General features: G+C 44.4%; 17 protein-coding genes, 1 other RNA gene and 1 pseudogene. 13 read left to right on the forward strand and 6 right to left on the reverse strand.

The window, feature by feature from the left end; all coding sequences use genetic code 11:
* Positions 1-37: 37 nt before the first annotated feature.
* The 3 genes from hemE to ACXAC1_RS12975 all read right to left on the reverse strand — a co-directional run bounded on the left by hemE (position 38) and on the right by ACXAC1_RS12975 (position 2,603).
* Positions 38-1,144: a uroporphyrinogen decarboxylase gene (hemE, locus tag ACXAC1_RS12965; RefSeq protein ID WP_475061909.1), complete on the reverse strand. Its 1,107-nt coding sequence runs from the start codon at positions 1,142-1,144 to the stop codon at positions 38-40.
* A 123-nt stretch (positions 1,145-1,267) separates the two neighbouring features.
* A complete protein-coding gene (locus ACXAC1_RS12970) occupies positions 1,268-2,029 on the reverse strand; it encodes a DUF2927 domain-containing protein (RefSeq protein ID WP_475061911.1) in 762 nt (253 codons plus the stop codon).
* Between the two features lie 40 nt (positions 2,030-2,069).
* The gene (locus ACXAC1_RS12975) at positions 2,070-2,603 is read right to left on the reverse strand and encodes an NUDIX hydrolase (protein ID WP_475061913.1); all 534 of its coding nucleotides are present in this window, start codon (positions 2,601-2,603) and stop codon (positions 2,070-2,072) included.
* Between the two features lie 202 nt (positions 2,604-2,805).
* Between ACXAC1_RS12975 and astE the strand changes: the two genes are divergently transcribed.
* From astE to ACXAC1_RS13035, 12 genes and pseudogenes are all read left to right on the forward strand, one after another.
* Positions 2,806-3,807, forward strand: coding sequence for a succinylglutamate desuccinylase (gene astE, locus ACXAC1_RS12980; RefSeq protein WP_475061915.1), 1,002 nt, complete (start codon positions 2,806-2,808; stop codon positions 3,805-3,807).
* Between the two features lie 92 nt (positions 3,808-3,899).
* Complete coding sequence (znuA, locus tag ACXAC1_RS12985; RefSeq protein WP_475061917.1) at positions 3,900-4,979, forward strand: zinc ABC transporter substrate-binding protein ZnuA; 1,080 nt, start codon at positions 3,900-3,902, stop codon at positions 4,977-4,979.
* Positions 4,980-5,068: 89 nt separating this feature from the next.
* On the forward strand, positions 5,069-6,046 hold the full coding sequence (locus tag ACXAC1_RS12990) for a KpsF/GutQ family sugar-phosphate isomerase (protein WP_228189929.1): 978 nt from the start codon (positions 5,069-5,071) through the stop codon (positions 6,044-6,046).
* Between the two features lie 22 nt (positions 6,047-6,068).
* Positions 6,069-6,926: a 3-deoxy-8-phosphooctulonate synthase gene (gene kdsA / locus ACXAC1_RS12995; RefSeq protein WP_475061919.1), complete on the forward strand. Its 858-nt coding sequence runs from the start codon at positions 6,069-6,071 to the stop codon at positions 6,924-6,926.
* 24 nt (positions 6,927-6,950) lie between these two features.
* Positions 6,951-7,313: pseudogene (locus ACXAC1_RS13000) on the forward strand (DAHP synthetase I family protein); the annotation flags it as partial.
* Entirely contained in the window at positions 7,313-7,900 is a 588-nt protein-coding gene (locus ACXAC1_RS13005) for a KdsC family phosphatase (RefSeq protein ID WP_475061921.1), read from the forward strand. The pseudogene ACXAC1_RS13000 and the gene ACXAC1_RS13005, both read left to right, overlap by 1 nt.
* Positions 7,901-7,902: 2 nt before the next feature.
* On the forward strand, positions 7,903-8,676 hold the full coding sequence (gene kdsB, locus ACXAC1_RS13010; RefSeq protein ID WP_475061923.1) for a 3-deoxy-manno-octulosonate cytidylyltransferase: 774 nt from the start codon (positions 7,903-7,905) through the stop codon (positions 8,674-8,676).
* Positions 8,677-8,813: 137 nt separating this feature from the next.
* Complete coding sequence (locus ACXAC1_RS13015; protein ID WP_475061925.1) at positions 8,814-9,443, forward strand: hypothetical protein; 630 nt, start codon at positions 8,814-8,816, stop codon at positions 9,441-9,443.
* A gap of 187 nt (positions 9,444-9,630) precedes the next feature.
* Positions 9,631-10,926, forward strand: a complete 1,296-nt coding sequence (gene traF / locus ACXAC1_RS13020; RefSeq protein WP_475061927.1) for a conjugal transfer protein TraF — start codon at positions 9,631-9,633, stop codon at positions 10,924-10,926.
* A gap of 92 nt (positions 10,927-11,018) precedes the next feature.
* Positions 11,019-12,167, forward strand: a complete 1,149-nt coding sequence (locus tag ACXAC1_RS13025) for a paraquat-inducible protein A (RefSeq protein ID WP_475061928.1) — start codon at positions 11,019-11,021, stop codon at positions 12,165-12,167.
* 1 nt (position 12,168) lies between these two features.
* Positions 12,169-13,827: an intermembrane transport protein PqiB gene (gene pqiB, locus ACXAC1_RS13030; RefSeq protein WP_475061929.1), complete on the forward strand. Its 1,659-nt coding sequence runs from the start codon at positions 12,169-12,171 to the stop codon at positions 13,825-13,827.
* Positions 13,824-14,360, forward strand: a complete 537-nt coding sequence (locus ACXAC1_RS13035; protein WP_475061930.1) for a PqiC family protein — start codon at positions 13,824-13,826, stop codon at positions 14,358-14,360. The genes pqiB and ACXAC1_RS13035 overlap by 4 nt, the downstream gene beginning before the upstream one ends.
* Before the next feature lie 27 nt (positions 14,361-14,387).
* On the opposite strand, the gene ACXAC1_RS13040 is transcribed toward ACXAC1_RS13035, so the two are convergent.
* The 3 genes from ACXAC1_RS13040 to ACXAC1_RS13050 form a co-directional block, all read right to left on the reverse strand.
* Positions 14,388-14,957: a 5-formyltetrahydrofolate cyclo-ligase gene (locus ACXAC1_RS13040; protein WP_475061932.1), complete on the reverse strand. Its 570-nt coding sequence runs from the start codon at positions 14,955-14,957 to the stop codon at positions 14,388-14,390.
* A gap of 6 nt (positions 14,958-14,963) precedes the next feature.
* Positions 14,964-15,141: non-coding RNA, 6S RNA (gene ssrS / locus ACXAC1_RS13045), on the reverse strand.
* Between the two features lie 123 nt (positions 15,142-15,264).
* Positions 15,265-15,558 (reverse strand): cell division protein ZapA, encoded by a 294-nt coding sequence (locus tag ACXAC1_RS13050; protein ID WP_133563067.1) that lies wholly within the window; start codon positions 15,556-15,558, stop codon positions 15,265-15,267.
* Positions 15,559-15,700: 142 nt separating this feature from the next.
* Here ACXAC1_RS13050 and prfB point away from each other — a divergent pair.
* A protein-coding gene (gene prfB, locus ACXAC1_RS13055; protein WP_475061934.1) for a peptide chain release factor 2 occupies positions 15,701-16,796 on the forward strand; the annotation gives its coding sequence in 2 pieces (ribosomal slippage) (positions 15,701-15,772 and positions 15,774-16,796; 1,095 coding nt in all).
* The last annotated feature ends 24 nt before the right edge of the window (positions 16,797-16,820 follow it).

Genomic DNA, 16,820 nt, shown 5'->3' on the forward strand with positions numbered 1-16,820 from the left:
GAATACTTCGGTGAAAATTGCCCCCCCAGTTAAGACGCTATGACTGCTCTTCGTTTAGTGCATCAAGATCATCAAACTTTGGTTCATGATAAGGTCTACTTAACTCATGAACAGCATCAATCAAGTATTTAGGGCGTTCTGGGTCGACAAATTGGTGAATGCCATGGCCAAGGTTAAACACGTGGCCAGTACCATGACCAAACCCCTCAAGCACATTGGCCACTTCTCGTTCAATGACTTCTTTGTCTGCGTACAACACACAAGGATCCAAGTTACCTTGAAGTGCTACTTTATCGCCAACGCGCGCTCGCGCTTCGGCCATATCAGTCGTCCAGTCTAAGCCTAATGCATCAGGGCCTGTTGCCGCCATGTTTTCAAGCCATTGTCCGCCATTTTTGGTGAACATAATAACTGGGATTTTACGGCCTTCGTGCTCACGAATAAGACCATCCATAATTTGGCGCATGTACATCAATGAGAACTGCTGGTACATAGGGCCACTTAGTACACCGCCCCAAGTATCAAAGATCTGCACGGCCTGTGCTCCGGCCTTAATTTGGCCATTTAAATAGTCAGTGACCGAGATTGCCAATTTATTTAATAGGGAGTGCAATGTATCTGGATCTGAATACATCATCCCTTTGATGTGACGGAAGTCTTTGCTAGAGCCGCCTTCGACCATGTAAGTCGCCAAAGTCCAAGGGCTACCAGAGAAGCCAATTAAGGGTACGCGCCCGTTAAGTGCGTGACGTATTGTACTGACCGCTTTCATGACGTAATCAAGATCATTTGCCTTAGCAATGGGCAAGGCTTCAACGTCAGCAGCAGAGCGAATAACATGCTTGAACTTTGGTCCTTCGCCTGTCTCAAAGTAGAGCCCTAACCCCATCGCATCAGGAACGGTCAAGATATCTGAAAAGAGAATAGCGGCGTCTAGGTCGTAACGCTCTAGAGGTTGAAGTGTTACTTCACAAGCAAACGCATCGTTTTTACAAAGGCTCAAAAAGTCGCCAGCGTGAGCACGACTTTGACGGTACTCTGGAAGATAGCGGCCAGCTTGGCGCATCATCCAAACAGGAGTAGCGTCGACAGGTTGTTTCAGTAGTGCACGCAGAAAACGGTCGTTCTTGAGTTCTGGAAACATTCAATTTCTCCGAGTGTGTGTTCAAGTTGCTGGGCATTTTACCTAACTTGAGAGAAAAAAAAGATGTAATAACCAGAATTTATGACATTGGTTAATAAAAAGAGTAAAAATACTCTATCAAAACTAGTCACCAAGATAAGTTTTAAGGCTTCCTTCTTGGACTCGTTTCGCCGCATCATCAATTGTACCGCGATAAAACATATCGTTTATCGTGTCATCTAATACTTGTTCAACTTGTCTTACGTTCATACCCGCCTGCAATCTAGGTGAGTAAAGAATTTTCAGTAAAATATAGTCAAGAGGTGATAAGTAGATATCTGAACTCACGTCATTAAAAATTGATGGGTAGACGTCATCTGAGTCATTGGGGAGACCCATTAGTTGGGTGATTTCTTCAACAATGCAATCTAGAAAGCGTGCATTTTGACGTGCGTAATTAACTGGGATAATAATGATGCCCCGTTGAATTTCGCCTTTGCGGTTGACGCCAAAATTACCAAGACAAATCGCTTCATCAAGTGCTTGGCGGATATCGTCAGGATTACCGATATAGCGCCAGACTTTTTCTTCCATCTGATCTTTGCTAGTAAAAGAAACGATAATATTAGAATGCTTTATATTTTTAGTAAAACTTATAGGAACGCCCGTTATATTCGATAAGTGTTGAGTGTGCACACTTAACAGTTTTGCTTGTAGGTAACGATCACCAATATCGCTTTCAAAAAAAATTCTAATGGGTTTTTGCCATCGAACTAATCTTGGAGTCTCTGATTGCGCGTATTCTCGTTGTAGAGCAATACGTAAGAAACTATCGTAAATATACTGATATTGTTGCCAATGTTGAGGATGACTAGCGTATGAGTCGAATGATAGTACCCACATCATGAACACGATAGGCATGATATGGTAGAGGCGGTAAGTTCGCTTAAGGAACATTATCATAAGTTTGCAGCGTATTATTTATATAATGAAGTAGTGCATCATAAGAGTCTGGTGTAAATGGAAGGTTTTCTGGGTTGTTTATGATGTCTTGAATTTGCATCTCCAGAACCTCCGCCACTTCTTTTTCTTGTAACGCAAGTGGGCCGTCTAGTGAGCCGTTGTAATGACAAGTATACACTTTCCCCCAAATTCTAAATCCTTCACCCTCTGTAAAGAATAAGCCTTGAGCTGTCAGGGGTAAAGTCAGTCCTAATTCCTCTTCGAGTTCCCTTTGTGCACAAAGATCATAGCTTTCACCAGCGGCGACCACTCCGCCAGTTGTGACACCGTAGTAGCCAGGGCAGAACGCCTTATTCTCCGTCCGCTTTTGCAGTAACAAGGTCTCTGGTCCTGTGAACACTAAAACAAAAGTGACTCTGTGAATATCGTCTTTGAAATTCATTTGACGGCGCGGGATATCACCGATGACTTGGTTGTTACGGTTTACAAGAGTAATGATTTCATCGGATTCTGACATTGGAGTAGTCTTAAATTACACAAAAAAAGAAGGGTAACGATTTGCCCGATATTTTTAAAGGATTAATCTTATGAAAGAAGGGATTCCGTTACTTTCGTCATCGCGACCTTTAGTTTTGTTCCAAAAATGTTGTGCATTGCAAATCGCACCTAACAATCGGAATTGCGATAGCATAACTAGGTTTTTTGATTTGGAGTGTTTTATGTCGATCCCGAATAATGATTTATTGGCTTTTACGCTAGCAAATCCTTCTTATGATAAGACCATGATGTGGTCATTTAGGGGAGGGAAGGCTTACTTAGAGCGTTCAGGAATTTTGCATCTTGAACCTGAGCAAACACCCAAACACAGTGTGGTTCTTTCTGCAGGGATACATGGAAATGAAACGGCCCCCATTGAATTGATAAACGCTCTGGTACAACAAATTTTAGCGGGTGAACTGGAGCTAAATGTTCGCTTGCTGGTGATATTGGGACATCCCCAAGCCATGATCGAAGGCACTCGTTTCTGCGATGTAAATCTAAACCGTTTATTTTGCGGTGCTTGGCAGCGCTATGAAGGCATGGAAGTGGAGCGAGCGAAGCATTTGGAGGCGTCAGTAAAGCGCTTTTTTGATGCTCACCTCGTCGGTGAGAAATTTCATTATGATCTTCATACGGCGATCAGAGGATCACAATATGAAAAGTTTGCGGTACATCCTTTTACCAATGGCAAATCTTACAGTCTAGCTCAATTTGCTTTTCATGCGGCTTGTGGCATTGAAGCCGTACTGTTATCACACCAGCCTGCAACGACATTTTCTTATCACTCCTATGCAACCCATGGTGCTCATGCAGCGACGGTTGAGTTAGGCCAGGTTAAGCCTTTCGGGGAAAATGATTTAACTCGACTGAGTGCTATTCGTGATTCATTAGTGGCTTTATTAAATAAAGCTGAACTGGCGGAAAAGTCAGTAGAAGATATGAAGCTATTTGAAGTGATTGATGTGTTAACGAAAGACAGTGAGGATTACCAACTGAATATCCCCAGTGATTTGAAGAACTTCACAGGCTTTGAGGCGGGATTTGTTTTAGCAGAGTCGAGTCTAGGGCAATATGTGACTGAGCAAGAAGGGGATGCCATTGTCTTTCCTAATACTCAACTTCCAGTCGGTCAGCGTGCGGGATTGGTCGTTAGGGTAAAAGACTGGTCTGAATTTCAATAGGTCTGCTAAGAATTTGTGTTGATGGGATTGAGTCTTATCTAGAAAGTTGTTACTGTTATGTTATAACATCTTTTATGGTTGGACCCGATCTCATGTTAAAGTACGCTTTACCTGCCTCTTTATTATTGTCTGTTTCTGCATTCGCTCAAACACAAGTTGTTACCTCTATTAAGCCTGTTTCCATGATTGTCACGGCCATTGGTGGCGATGAAGTCAAGGTTGAGCAGTTAGTGAATAACCAAGCATCGCCCCATGACTACGCCATGCGTCCATCGGACCTACGTAAATTGGATCAAGCGGATTTGGTTGTTTGGGTGGGGGAGTCACTGGAAACCTTCCTTGAAAAACCATTAGCAAATCTTTCTAGCAAAAAAGACATCGAATGGATGGCTTTAAGTGGTACTTACCTTCGCGAATTTGGTGAAGAAGGTCATGATCATGGCCACGAAGAACATGATCACGAAGGTCACGACCATGAAGAGCATGAAGGTCACGACCATGAAGATCATGACCATGAAGAGCATGATGGTCACGACCATGAAGATCATGACCATGAAGAGCATGATGGTCACGACCATGATGACCATAAAGATCATGCTCACGAAGAGCATGAGCACGAAGCTCACGATGAACATGGGCATGAAGGCCATGATCATACGGGTACTGACCCACATGTTTGGTTAGATCCTGCTAATGCTAAAGTTCTAGCGCACAATGTAATGGAGCAGTTAAGCAAACTTGATCCTGAACATGAGCAAGAATTTGCTGCTAACTATCAAGCCTTTGTAGGGGCTCTAGAAACTGCCGACAATAATGTGAAAGCTACATTGGCTCCTATTAAAGATGTGCCATACTTTGTGTTCCATGAGGCATATGGCTACTTCGAAGGTCATTATGGTCTGAATAACAAAGGTGCAGTGACACTCAGCCCAGAGCGCAAGCCGGGGGCAAAGACTGTTGCAAATATCCGTACAGAGATCGAAGAACACAATGTGGCTTGTATCTTCAGTGAGCCGCAATTCAGCCCAGCTATCGTTGAAACCTTGATTGATGGAACAGATGTAAAAACGGCTGTTCTTGATCCACTTGGCGTATCATTGAAGCTGTCAAATGATAGCTACCCAGCTTTCCTTGAAGCGTTAGCGGGTCAATACGCGACTTGTCTTAAGTAAAACAAAATGGAACGCCTACCTTGCTTTGGTAGGCGTTCTGCTTTTGCCTCTGTATAATGGCGCCACTATTTACGAATTCGAGTTGGCCCATGAGCGAAACCCAGTCTACTTTGTCTTGTGATTCACAAACACTGATCACCAGCGCTAAAACCACTCTTACCACTCAAGCACAGGCTCTGATGGGCTTGGCCGATAGAGTGGATACGCAATTCTCCCAAGCCGTGACCATGATGCTAAACACCAAAGGTCGTGTGATCATCTGTGGTATGGGCAAGTCTGGCATCGTTGGCAAAAAGATTGCTGCGACTCTTGCCTCAACTGGCACGCCGTCTTTCTTTATGCACCCAGGTGAAGCGTTTCATGGTGACCTTGGCATGGTACAGCAGGACGATTTGCTCATCTTGATCAGTTATTCAGGTGAAACCGAGGAAGTTATTCGCTTATTACCCTCCTTGCAAAGCTTTGGTAATCAATCGATTGCGATTGTAGGCAACTCCGCCTCGACATTGGGACAACACTGCGATTGTGTATTAGACATCGCCATTGACCGTGAAGTGTGCCCGAACAATTTAGCACCAACGACTTCTACAACCATGACTATTGCCATGGGGGATGCCTTAGCCGTAGCGTTAATGCAATGCCGTGATTTTCAACCGCAAGACTTTGCCCGCTTTCACCCTGGAGGCAGCTTAGGCCGTAAGTTGCTGACTCGTGTACGTGACCTAATGCACAAGGACAACTTGCCGTTCTGTTCACCTGAAACTTCTCTACAAGATGCCATTGCGGTGATGACTCAAGGCCGTAAAGGGGTGGTGTTGATCAAAGAAGGGGAGCGCTTAGCGGGTATTTTTACGGATGGTGACTTACGTCGTGCCATGCTTAAAGATGCGGCTGGAATGCTCAGTAAAACCATGTCAGAGCTTATGACTGCCAACCCGAAAACGATTTCCCAAGATACTATGATTGTCGAAGCAGAAGAACGTATGCTGCGCGACAAAATTACTTTACTCGTAGCAGTAGACGACAACAAAAACGTAGTTGGCCTGCTTGAAATTTACGACCGTTAAGATTGATAGGACAGACACGACTATGTCAGAAACCAGCAAAATCATCCGTATTGGTAATTCTATTGAGGTGGCTAACCACCTTCCGTTTGTCTTGTTCAGTGGTGTGAACGTGCTGGAGTCACGAGACCTAGCAATGAAGGTTGCAGAAGAGCACGTGAAGATTACTGAGAAACTGGGTATCCCTTACGTTTTCAAAGGCTCGTTTGATAAAGCCAACCGCTCTTCAATCAATTCTTTTCGTGGCCCAGGTCTTGATGGCGGCCTGAAAATCCTTCAGGAAGTGAAAGATACCTTCAATATTCCTGTGATCACAGATGTCCATGAGAATGATCAATGTGCACCGGTAGCAGAAGTTGCCGATGTGATTCAATTGCCTGCGTTCTTGTCACGTCAAACGGATCTTGTGGTGGAAATGGCAAAAACGGGTGCTGTGATCAACATCAAGAAAGCACAGTTCTTAGCACCCCTTGAAATGAAGCACATCCTGACCAAATGTGAAGAAGCGGGCAACAGCAACTTAATGTTGTGTGAGCGTGGCACTATGTTTGGTTACAACAACCTAGTGGTCGACATGCTAGGCTTTGGTGAAATGAAGAAATTCGACTACCCAGTGATGTTTGATGTGACTCACGCACTACAGCGCCCCGGTGGTCGTTCAGACTCGGCGGATGGTCGTCGAGCGCAAGTCACAGAACTTGCTCGTGCAGGTATGTCTTTAGGCCTTTCTAGTATGTTCTTGGAAACGCACCCTGATCCAAACAATGCGAAATGTGATGGGCCGTGTGCTTTGCCTTTGAACAAACTTGAGCCATTCCTAAAGCAAATTAAGCAGCTGGATGAGTTGGTTAAAACCTTTGAAACGCTAGATACGAGTGCCTAATGGACGTTGCCTTTTTAGAACTTTATCATGCTATGTGAACGTGGCACTATGTTTGGTTACAACAACCTAGTGGTCGACATGCTAGGCTTTGGTGAAATGAAGAAATTCGACTACCCAGTGATGTTTGATGTGACTCACGCGCTACAGCGCCCAGGTGGTCGTTCCGACTCAGCGGACGGTCGTCGTGCTCAAGTTACAGAGCTTGCTCGTGCTGGTATGTCTTTAGGTCTTTCTAGTATGTTCTTGGAAACGCACCCTGATCCAAACAATGCAAAATGTGATGGGCCGTGTGCTTTGCCTTTGAACAAACTTGAGCCATTCCTAAAGCAAATTAAGCAGCTGGATGAGCTGGTGAAAACCTTTGAAACGCTAGATACGAGTGCCTAATGGACGTTGCCTTTTTAGAACATTACCAAGAACTCGTGAACGGTAACCTTTTGATGAAGAAGTTGCCGTTTTTGAAATTGGTTATCTTTGATGTGGACGGCGTACTCACCGATGGCGGCCTGTACTACGGTGCAGATGGCGAAGCGGTGAAACGTTTCAATGTCAAAGATGGCGTAGCGTTGAAGCTTCTACCAAAATGGGGAGTCGATGTAGCGGTTATCACCGCGAAAGATTCTGCACCACTACGTAAGCGCATGGAAGACCTTGGTGTGAAGCATGTCTATTACGGTTGTCATGATAAGGCGGCGGCGTTTGATGAATTGATGCAAACCCTGACCCTAGAGCCAGAGCAAGTGGCGTACATTGGCGATGATGTGATCGACTTACAAGTCATGCCTAAAGTCGGTATTTCACTGTGTCCTGCGGATGCTCATACTTTGTTGCTACGTCACTGTGATATCACTTTGAAACGCTCCGCAGGACAGGGCGTGGCGCGTGAAGTGGCTGATCTGGTTCTGGCGACAAGAATGCCGTTAGAAAAGGCATATGAACTGGCTAAGCGCCCAGAATTTGAGAAGAAAGGTTGATTATGACTAACTTACCTGCGTTTCATATTGTGATTCCGGCACGCTTTGCTTCCCAGCGTTTCCCCCAGAAAATGCTGGCCAATCTCGCTGGTAAGCCGGTGGTGCAATGGGTCTACGAATTGGCACTAAAAGCGGGTGCTGAGTCAGTCACCATCGCCACAGATCACGAGGATATTTTCAACGCCGCAGAAGAGTTTGGTGCGGATGTGGTGATGACTCGTACAGACCATGAAAATGGTACGGAGCGTCTAGCAGAAGTGGCGACCATTAAAGGCTGGTCAGGCGATGAAATCGTCGTCAACGTGCAGGGTGATGAGCCTTTGCTGCCAATTGGCTTGATCCATAACGCTGTACAAGCCTTAGCGGACGACAAAGAATCCGAGATGGCGACCGTGGCGTGCCCAATCCATCGTGAAGAAGACATCTTCAATCCAAGTGTGGTGAAAGTGGTATGCGATGCCAAAGGCCGTGCGCTGTACTTCAGTCGTGCCACCATGCCATGGGATCGTGATGGCTTTGCCCAATCGCCCAAGCAAATTGCCGAAGACTACCCAGCTCTTCGTCATGTGGGGTTGTACGTGTACCGTGTGTCTTTGCTTGGTCGCTACGCACAAATGCCGATGTCACCACTAGAGAAGTGGGAAAAGCTTGAGCAACTGCGATTCCTTCACCAAGGCATTAAAGTGCAAGTGGCGCTAACCAAAGAGCTACCACCGCACGGTGTCGATACTCCAGAAGACCTTGAAGCTTTGACGAAGAAGCTCTCGGTTCAGTAGAGGCTATAATGGGCCGGAAATCATACATAGGGTTAAGCGCATTTCTCATATTCGTTCTTACCCTATTATGTCTGGCCTGTTTACCGCTCCAAGTATGGTCGAAGCAGATTCAGACTGTTTTGCCAAAGAGCGTTAAATTGCGGGAGATTTCTGGCCATTGGTGGGCTGGTCAGGCTCTTATTGACGCTAAGGGAGTAACAGACCCCTTGCAGTTTTCTTGGTCTAGGGCTTCTTGGTTAGGACCTTTCAACTGGCATGTATCGCACCCTCTGGTGCTAGGTAGTGGACAATTCCAGCCGTCTTTTAGAACCCTTTCAATATGGACCAATGCTCTTAGTATTGATGTTGGGTTGCTAAATCCTATTTTTGAGACCAAAAAAGTGTTGTTATTAGGTCAGCCAATCCAGGTAAAACGTAGTTTTGCTGTCTATGACTACAAACAAAACCAATTTAATGCATTTCACATGCAGGTAGATTGGTCGGGTGGGGAAGTCCGTTTCCAGCAAAAAGATCAATCCACTCTGGCTAAAGTTGACAACTGGCGCTTAGAAGGCTCTTTGGATGAGCCAGAGGCTGCTTCAAAACCGTTGCCCACTATGTCGCTTAAGAATGCACTGGGCAGCTTGCTACTGGAGCTGAAATTTCGTTCCCCTCAATTATTAGAAATGATGGTAATGCCTGATTTTTTAGAAGCTTTCGGTTTACGTTGGACAGGTCACAAATCTTATCCAGCTTTTGTTGTTGTTCAGCCTATCTCTAAAATCTGATAATCAAAGCTTACTACCAAAATAAATGTTTAATTGTGCAGCCAATATACCAAAAGTAAAAAAAAAGTGTAAGCTGTGTAAGTTTTGTGTAAGATTGATTTATTCGAATCGGCGTTTCATGGAAGTAAACGTGCCCAAGTTTTACATGGTTGCTTCCTTTATTTGATTTTCAAAGATGAGGTAAGTAATGAAAAAATCGCTTGTTATTGCGAGTAGTTTAACTTTTGGTGCCGCAGTCGCTGCCCCAGTCTCTCAACCATTCGGTTCTAGCTTTACACTTGGCTCAAGTGCCAATCCTGCGTCTTTAATGACATCTCTAGGTAACCCAGCCGCATCCTACTTTATGGTCAATAGTGAGGGAGGAGATAACTTCCGTACAGGTATTGTTGGCCCAATTGGCTTTGGTTACGAAGTGGGTGAAGTTGACTCACTTGAAGATAACATTGATGATCTTGATGCGTTGTTAGACCGTCAGTACAACACGGTTGCTGAAGCGCAATCAGCCTTGAGTGAGGCGAACGGTATTATTGCTCATCTTGGCGAAGACGCTAACTTGAAGCTGATGTTAGGAGCACCAGTACCTATTTTCCCTATTATTTATAAAACGGATAACGGTGGCGCTTTCCTATTCGATTTATCGGTCTCTGCTGTAGCAAGTGGACGTTTTCTGGATGATTCTGTGACGGTGAATCAGCAGACACTTGAATTAGAAACGGATTCCTCTTTCTATGCGAAAGCTGGTACAGACTTAACGTTTGGTGTTGGCTACTCAACTGATATTTACAGTAGTGATGCAGGTACCTTAGTGCTGGGTACAAAATTGAGTGCGCACAGCGTTACCTTAGGTAAAGCATTGGTTGTATTGGCCTCTTCTGAAGAAGACACCGACGATGCTTTCTCTGATGCGTTTTCTGATCAGCAAGAGACGTCGACCGATGTGAGCTTAGATGTTGGTGCGATTTGGGCGTCAGAACATTATCAATTAGGCTTCCAAGCAACCAATCTAAACGAGCCATCATTTGCTTACGCTGAACTACCAAGTAACTGTGCTTCTGTGACGCCAATTAATCAGGTTAGCTGTGCTGCAGCGATTAATTTTGATGCTAACGGTGACCTTGAGCTAAAAGAAGAGTTCACAATGGAGCGTCAGTTCACTGTTGAGGCATCTACTTTTGTCTTCGATCGTCAACTAGCGTTAGCTGCAAGTTACGAGCTTAATGAAGTTGAAGATATAGTGGGTGATCAATACAAATGGGCAACAGTATCAACTTCATATTATAGCAATAGTTCATTTATCCCAGCTATTCGCTTAGGTTATAAAAAGAACATGGCGGGTTCGGAGCTAAGCTATGCGATGATTGGTGCAACCTTGTTTAAACGTTTAAACTTGGATTTAGCATACGGTCTTGAAAAAGTTGAAATTGATGGGGATGAGGCTCCTAGAAGTTTGTATTTTAGTATGGGTATTGAAAGTGCATTCTAAAAAGATTCTTTAGCCTTACTCATTGTTTGGTACCTAAGAAACGCGCTATAAATAAAGTGCGTTTTTTAGGTGGTAAGGGCGGCATAGTTTGTATGGGTAGTACTTCGATAATTTCGCAAGGTAGTAAAGAAAGCCGAGTTATCGCTTGCAAAGTCTGTGGCCTAGAGTCTTTCTTGCTGGCGCTTGAGCCAAACCAAACAGCTTTTTGCTCACGCTGTGGTCACAAGTTAACAACTTTGAAACATAACTGGGTTGATAAGGTTTTGGCCCTTAGCCTGTCTAGTTTGGCTCTTCTGGCTTTATCATTGTTTTTCAGTTTTCTCTCTTTTTCTACCAACGGATTACATGCCTCGATTAGTTTAACAACAGAAATTGAAACGCTAGTGCAGCAAAACCATATTGCTTTAGCGAGTATTGTACTGTTTGTCTGTATCTTATTACCTGCAGCCGTTCTGTTGTTGCTTTGTCTTTGGATGGTTTCCATCAAGCTGGGGATTGGTCGCCACGCGACAAAAAACCAAATTGATATCTGCTTTAATTTCATTATTTGGTGCATGCCTGAAGTATTTATGGTGGGTGTGCTAGTAAGCATGGTTAAAATAACGGATATGGCTGATGTGACATTCGGTCCGGGCTTCTATTTCTATACGGGTTTTATGGTGCTTTATGTTCTCGCTCTCATGTACTTAGACAGGTTTCAATTAGAGTTATTGATAGTGAAGAAAAGCAGTAAGGCGACTGGCTTAGAAAAGCAGCGTAAACGGACGCAGTGGACTTGGGCGCTACTAGTCACCGCGGTTTTGTTATATATACCTGCGAATATTTTGCCAATCATGACTACACGGTTTCTGGGGGCTGATACCCCTTCAACGATTGTGGGTGGTGTCGTGACGCTTTGGCAGCATGGTTCATATTTGATTGCATCGGTTATATTTATCGCCAGCATATTGGTGCCAATGTTCAAAATGCTGGCGATAGGCTATTTAAATTTTTCGGTACAAAGTAATAGCCGAGCAGGAATAAGACATCGGTATTTTCTATATCGAATGACTGAAATGATGGGGCGCTGGTCTATGATTGATGTGTTTGTCGTAGCTGTTTTGGCAGGTTTGGTTCAGCTTGGGAGTACGATGAGTATTTTTCCAGGTGCGGCGATTATCGCTTTCTGTGCGGTGGTGATATTAACCATGTTGGCGGCGATGTCTTTCGATAGTCGAATGTTATGGGAAAGTGAGCAATAGCATGAGCGAGTCTTCAAGAGAATCACAAAAACAAGCTGTTGCTCCGGCAGTTATCAAATCTAATAGCGGTATTTCTAAAATATGGCTTATTCCATTAATTACCTTAATGGTTGGTGCATGGTTTGTGCTTCAGGAAATCAATAGCCGAGGGGTCAATATTGAGATTGAGTTTGAAACAGCATCTGGTTTAGAAGCTGGCAAAACTCAGATAAGGATCCGTGATGTAGTTATTGGGCATGTTGATAAAATTGAGTTGAATGACGATTCGACAGGAGTATTAGTAACGGCTGTTTTGGATAAAGAAGCGGAGAAGTATTTGCGCTCGGATAGCCGCTTTTGGGTGGTGTCTCCTCGTGTTTCACTCGCTGGAGTCTCTGGGCTACAAACATTGTTATCTGGTTCATATATAGATATGGCTCCAGGTATTAGTGAGCAGACAACCCGGTATTTTGTTGCACTGAATGCGCCCCCTGTAACGCCTATTGGGACTCCTGGTATTCGTTTATTTTTAAACAGTGAAAAATCTTTTACAGCACAAGTTGGGGATCAAGTTATTTACCGAGGCTTGGCTGTAGGACGTATTGAAACGGTAAATTATGATTTAGAAAAGCGTGTGGCTCGTTACAGTGCCTTTATTGAAGCGCCTTTTGATAAATTAATCACGACCAATACACGTTTTTGGAATTCTAGTGGTATTGAGCTGGAGTTGGGGGCTGATGGGGTAGGGGTAACGACACCGAATCTAGAGTCTCTTATTGTTGGGGGGATCACCTTTGATGACCCAGAAGGCATGCCTGCTACTCACCCATTTAATCGCAACAAAGTGTTCCAGATATATCCCTCTTTTAAAAGTGCTATGTCCCATCGCTACACTGAGAAAGTGTATTTTCTCTTACTGATTGAGAGTTCGGTTCGTGGCTTGAAGGTTGGTGCCCCAGTTGAATATCGTGGTCTTCAGATTGGTCAGGTGGAAAATATCAATGTTCGTTTGGCAGAGCATAAGCTTGAGGTGGACGAAGCTTCTTATAAAATTCCAGTGCTTATATCTGTCCAGCCAGGACGGGCGAATTTGAGTGACGATAAATCGGGGCGTGATTTTATCAATCAGCAATTCGAGCTCTGGTTAAAAAATGGTCTAAAAGCCTCTCTTAAGACCGGGAGTCTTTTAACGGGGGCGGTCTTCGTTGATCTAAGGCATGATCCAAAAGACAATAATTCGAGTGTCCAGCACATTGCTGGCTACCCTGTGATTCCGAGTATGCCTGATGAAATTGTTCAATTTACGGATCAGCTTAGTACTACATTAGATAAGATCAATGATTTACCTCTACAAGGTGTGGCACAAGACTTGAGGTATTTGCTGCAGGATTTGTCGAAAAGTGCGAATGCTTTCAACCAAGCAAGCGCTTCTATTAGCTCCAAGTTAACCGAGTTTGATATGGTTCAGATGAATGAAACGCTTGGCAATTTAAATCTATTACTCGATAGATTTGCAACAGAAGATAGCGGTGTTTCCTCTATTAGTCAGACTATGATTGAGATTCAGAATACGATGCGAGAGTTGACGCCATTGCTACAAAAAATGAATACATCACCTAATAGCCTGATCTTTAAAAGCCAAGTCACCCCAGATATAGAGCCTCGTGGAGCTAACCGATGAGAGTGTTGTTACTGATTTGTTTGGGTTTGATGGTGGGTTGCTCTTCCTCAACATTGCAACCACCTAAATATTATGTCTTAAACGGAACACCTACCTATGTAATGCCGATTGAGGCTGAGCAGAGTCATGCACTTATTAACATTCGCTCTGTCGTGTTATCGGATTATTTGAAAAGTTCGAATATTGTTTTACAGGTATCTAATCATGAGCTCTTCTTCTCATCGAACAATTTATGGGCAGAGCCGCTTCAAGTGGGTATTACAAAGGTTTTAGAAAATGACTTGCCCAGAGCTGTTGAGGCAGAAAAATCCTACCAACTGGATTTGCAAATAGACTATTTTCATATCATCGACCAGGACGCTGTTATTTTAGCGGGGAGTTATACGTTAGAAGAGTCACGAAGTGGTCGATTGTCTAAACAGCGTTTTGTTTTAAGGGAGCCCTTGGATGACTCGGGTTACGAGTACGCTGTATCTAAGATGTCTTCTGTACTGAGGAGGCTCAGTGTTGATATCGCTTCTAGGGCTGAATAAATCAGCCCTAGAAGCGGATGTGTGAACTTACTCACACTTAATATAGCGACTTGGTGTCAACATGCCGCTTAGAGGCACGTCCCATGACTCAATAGGTAAACTGTCAACTTCTTGGCAATCGTGTGCTAAGCCAATTAAGTGTGTTCGTTCAGTCTTGTTCTCAAACGTACGATCGTAAAAACCACCGCCCATACCTAGGCGTCCGCCTTGGTCATCAAAGCCAACTAACGGCATCAGTACCATGTCCATATCAGCGCCTTTTAACGGTGCAGGGTCAACAGGTTCTAAGATGTTGAAGCTGTTTTTTTGCCATTCACAGTCTTGTGTATAGCGAGCAAAGACAAGTGCTTTGCCGTCTAAGACAGGGAGGTAAACATTGACACTGTTTTGCCAACACCATTCACAGATGGCTTCAGGCGAAATTTCACCATCATTGGTAAGGTAAAGGGCAAGATTGGATTCAGATGAAAGTGATGAAGCGAGAGCAGATTGAAAAAGCTTTAGCAGTTTGGTTGCTGCGGCCTGTTGTTCTGTGTCGGAGAGTTGTTTGCGTTTTGCGCGCAATGACTGGCGCAAGCTTTGACGATCTAAAGACATAAAAAAGTGTTTCCCAAGTTGCCGTTTCGGCTATTGGCCTTGAACCCAGTGGTTCAAGGTGGAAATAGCTGAAGTTCTTTAGGCTTTCCGTCGCACGGACATGCACACCAAACTTGCAGCATCTTTCCGGGTATTTGCTCATAGGCTCAAGGGCGTTAAGCCGCTTCGAACAACCCAGGAAACACCGCCAGTATAGGGGAGAAGATGAGAAAAATCACCCTAGAAATCTTGGGGGGTATCGGGCTACTTGAAGAATTTTCGTGACTAAAACTCTTGCTAAACGCCGCGAAGTCTATCTAAACAATGACTATCCAACTTTGCTTTGCTGCCCCAGAGCTGAGTCCAGCTGAGAGGTTAGCTCTCGTAGCTGCTGTTCATTTGAACGTGCGTAGCGACGGCTCGATAGCAAATCATGGGTAATGTTTAAAGCGGTAATAATGGCAATTTTTTCAAGTCCGACCGCTTTACCGCTTGCACGAAGTTCGCGCATTTGATTATTGAGATATTCTGCGGCTTCTTTTAATTCTGCCTCATGACCTTTCGGGCAGTTGATATTGAAAGACTTGCCCAGAATGTCGACAGCAACAGTTGGCTTTTCCATAGTATCTCCGACAGCTAGATAAGCGTTATGTAAGGTGAATTTCCATTATTTTCGCAACGAATAACATTTTATGCCGCAGGTAAATTCGTTACAATTGGCGATTCGTTAAATCCACATAAATTTATAGCAAATTGACGTAAAAATGGAAATTAATCCGATCATTTCGAAGATAAAAGACCTTTCCGAACGTACCCAAGTGCTTCGGGGGTATCTTTGACTACGAGTCAAAGAGTGAAAGGCTAGAAGAAGTTAACCGTGAACTAGAAGATCCAAACGTTTGGAACGACCCTGACTATGCTCAGAAATTAGGTCGTGAACGTTCTTCTCTAGAAGCGGTTGTAGCGACCATTGATAGCATGGAATCAGGCGTTGAAGACGCTCAGGTTCTGTTGGATATGGCGGTAGAAGAGAACGATGAAGATTCTGTAGAAGCCGTTCAGTTAGAGCTTGATGAGCTTGAAAAGCAACTTGGCGAACTTGAGTTTCGTCGCATGTTCTCGGGTGAAATGGACCCTAATTGTGCTTTCTTGGATATCCAATCTGGTTCAGGTGGTACAGAAGCCCAAGACTGGGCCAATATCCTATTGCGTATGTACCTTCGCTGGGGTGAAGACAAGGGCTTTAAAGTTGAGCTAGTCGAAGTGTCAGCGGGTGATGTGGCGGGTATTAAATCTGCGACAGTACGCTTTGAAGGTGAATACGCTTTCGGTTGGTTGCGCACAGAAACAGGCGTTCACCGTCTTGTTCGTAAATCTCCATTTGATTCGGGTAACCGTCGTCATACGTCATTTGCGTCAGTATTTGTTTCTCCTGAAATCGATGACAACGTTGAAATCGATATCAATCCAGCAGACCTTCGCACGGATACATACCGTTCATCCGGTGCCGGTGGTCAGCACGTAAACACCACCGATTCCGCGGTACGTATTACCCACGTACCTTCTGGTATCGTGGTTCAGTGTCAAAGCCAGCGTTCACAACACGCGAACCGTGACTTTGCCATGAAACAGTTACGTGCCAAGTTATACGAAATGGAAATGCAGAAGCGTACGGAAGCGGCTCAGGCTTTAGAAGACACTAAGTCTGATATCGGTTGGGGAAGCCAAATCCGTTCTTATGTATTGGATGCTTCTCGTATTAAGGACTTGCGTACGGGTGTGGAAAGTTCCAACACGGGCGCGGTGCTTGATGGCAACCTAGACCAATTTATTGTGGCGAGCCTTAAACAAGGCCTTTAATGCACTAAAACCTTTTGACAAGAG

This window comes from Marinomonas sp. AWM4_232 (assembly GCF_056158325.1).